The sequence below is a fragment of the Microtetraspora sp. NBRC 16547 genome (assembly GCF_030268965.1).
Classification (GTDB): Bacteria; Actinomycetota; Actinomycetes; order Streptosporangiales; family Streptosporangiaceae; genus Microtetraspora.
Map to the genome: position 1 here is coordinate 1,952 of NZ_BSSE01000064.1, position 3,143 is coordinate 5,094.

Annotated in this window: 1 rRNA gene; it reads left to right on the forward strand. The window is 57.0% G+C overall.

Annotation, left to right across the window (positions count from 1 at the left end):
- Nucleotides 1-3,102, forward strand: a 23S ribosomal RNA gene (locus QSK17_RS35530).
- Nucleotides 3,103-3,143 lie beyond the last annotated feature (41 nt).

Consider the following 3,143-nt stretch of genomic DNA (forward strand, 5'->3'; position numbering starts at 1 on the left):
TTCTTAGGGCACACGGTGGATGCCTTGGCATCAGGAGCCGATGAAGGACGTGGGAGGCTGCGTTAAGCCTCGGGGAGTCGCCAACCAGACGTTGATCCGGGGATGTCCGAATGGGGAAACCTAGCACCAGTCATGTGGTGTTGCCTCCGCCTGAATGTATAGGGCGGTTGGTGGTAACGCGGGGAAGTGAAACATCTCAGTACCCGTAGGAAGAGAAAACAAGAGTGATTCCGTGAGTAGTGGTGAGCGAAAGCGGATGAGGCTAAACCGTGCATGTGTGATAGCCGGCAGGCGTTGCGTGTGCGGGGTTGTGGGACCTTCTTGGAGGATCTGCCGTTCCTCCGGGCAGTGATAAATCAGTGTGGTAGTCGAAGCCTCTGGGAAGGGGCGCCGTAGACCGTGATAGCCGGGTAGGCGAAATCATGCTGACTGTCGGAGGGGATCCCAAGTAGCACGGGGCTCGAGAAATCCTGTGTGAATCTGCCAGGACCACCTGGTAAGCCTAAATACTCCCTGGTGACCGATAGTGAACGAGTACCGTGAGGGAAAGGTGAAAAGCGCCCCGGTGAGGGGTCGTGAAATAGTACCTGAAACCGTGTGCCTACAAGCCGTAGGAGCGTAGACAGTTTCGGCTGTCTGTGATGTGACTGCGTGCCTTTTGAAGAATGAGCCTGCGAGTTATGGTGTGTGGCGAGGTTAACCCGTGTGGGGTAGCCGTAGCGAAAGCGAGTCTGAATAGGGCGTTTGAGTCGCATGCTGTAGACCCGAAGCGGGGTGATCTACGCATGGGCAGGTTGAAGCGTGGGTAAGACTGCGTGGAGGACCGAACCCACCAGGGTTGAAAACCTGGGGGATGACCTGTGTGTAGGGGTGAAAGGCCAATCAAACTCCGTGATAGCTGGTTCTCCCCGAAATGCATTTAGGTGCAGCGTCGCGTGTTTCTTGCCGGAGGTAGAGCACTGGATGGCCGATGGGCCCGACAAGGTTACTGACGTCAGCCAAACTCCGAATGCCGGTAAGTGAGAGCGTGGCAGTGAGACTGCGGGGGATAAGCTCCGTAGTCGAGAGGGAAACAGCCCAGATCACCGACTAAGGCCCCTAAGCGTGTGCTAAGTGGGAAAGGATGTGGAGTTGCCGTGACAACCAGGAGGTTGGCTTAGAAGCAGCCATCCTTGAAAGAGTGCGTAATAGCTCACTGGTCAAGTGATTCCGCGCCGATAATGTAGCGGGGCTCAAGTACACCGCCGAAGTCGTGGCATTCACGCAACGTTGTTGTGTGGGTGGGTAGGGGAGCGTCGTGCGATCCGGTGAAGCGGCGGAGTGATCCAGCCGTGGAGGTTGCACGAGTGAGAATGCAGGCATGAGTAGCGAATCAGAAGTGAGAAACTTCTGCGCCGGATGACCAAGGGTTCCTGGGCTAGGCTAATCCGCCCAGGGTAAGTCGGGGCCTAAGGCGAGGCCGACAGGCGTAGTCGATGGATAACGGGTTGATATTCCCGTACCCGCTGCGATGCGCCAATATCGAATCCAGTGATACTAAGGGTCCTTAGCCCCTGCTGTCCTTCGGGATGGTGGTGAGGGTGAACGCCTGGCCTGATCTGGTAGTAGGTAAGCGATGGGGTGACGCAGGAAGGTAGCCCATCCCGGGCGATGGTTGTTCCCGGGGTAAGCATGTAGGGCGGCAGATAGGCAAATCCGTCTGCCATGTGTCTGAGATGTGATGCCGAGCCGATTGTGGCGAAGTGGGTGATCCTATGCTGCCGAGAAAAGCCTCTAGTGAGTGTCGTGGCGGCCCGTACCCGAAACCGACTCAGGTGGTCAGGTAGAGAATACTAAGGCGTTCGGGTGAACTGTGGTTAAGGAACTCGGCAAATTGCCCCCGTAACTTCGGGAGAAGGGGGACCTCTGCTGGTGATCAGGCTAGCTCTGTGAGCTGGTGGGGGTCGCAGTGGCCAGGGGGAAGCGACTGTTTACTAAAAACACAGGTCCGTGCTAAGTCGTAAGACGATGTATACGGACTGACGCCTGCCCGGTGCCGGAACGTTAAGGGGACCGGTTAGTGCATCCTTTGGGTGTGCGAAGCTGAGAACTTAAGCGCCGGTAAACGGCGGTGGTAACTATAACCATCCTAAGGTAGCGAAATTCCTTGTCGGGTAAGTTCCGACCTGCACGAATGGCGTAACGACTTCCCCGCTGTCTCAACCACAGACCCGGTGAAATTGCACTACGAGTAAAGATGCTCGTTACGCGCAGCAGGACGGAAAGACCCCGGGACCTTCACTACAGCTTGACATTGGCGTTTGGAGCGTCTTGTGTAGGATAGGTGGGAGACTGGGAAGCCTCGACGCTAGTTGGGGTGGAGTCATTGGTGAAATACCACTCTGGTCGTTTTGAACGTCTAACCCGCGCCCGTGTATCCGGGTGGGGGACAGTGTCTGGTGGGTAGTTTAACTGGGGCGGTTGCCTCCTAAAGGGTAACGGAGGCGCCCAAAGGTTCCCTCAGCCTGGTTGGTAATCAGGTGTCGAGTGTAAGTGCACAAGGGAGCTTGACTGTGAGACTGACGGGTCGAGCAGGAGCGAAAGCTGGGACTAGTGATCCGGCATCGGCTTGTGGAAGCGGTGTCGCTCAACGGCTAAAAGGTACCCCGGGGATAACAGGCTGATCTTCCCCAAGAGTCCATATCGACGGGATGGTTTGGCACCTCGATGTCGGCTCGTCGCATCCTGGGGCTGGAGTAGGTCCCAAGGGTTGGGCTGTTCGCCCATTAAAGCGGTACGCGAGCTGGGTTTAGAACGTCGCGAGACAGTTCGGTCCCTATCCGCTGCGCGCGCAGGAGACTTGAGAGAGGCTGTCCCTAGTACGAGAGGACCGGGACGGACGAACCTCTGGTGTGCCAGTTGTTCCGCCAGGAGCACGGCTGGTTGGCTACGTTCGGAAGGGATAACCGCTGAAAGCATCTAAGCGGGAAGCTCGTCTCGAGATGAGGTCTCCCACCCTTTGTGGGGTAAGGCTCCCGGTAGACGACCGGGTTGATAGGCCGGAAGTGGAAGCGCGGTAACGTGTGGAGCTGACCGGTACTAATAGGCCGAGGACTTGTCCATAGATGTTCGCGTCGGCTATGCAATTCAGAGACTGCAAACAG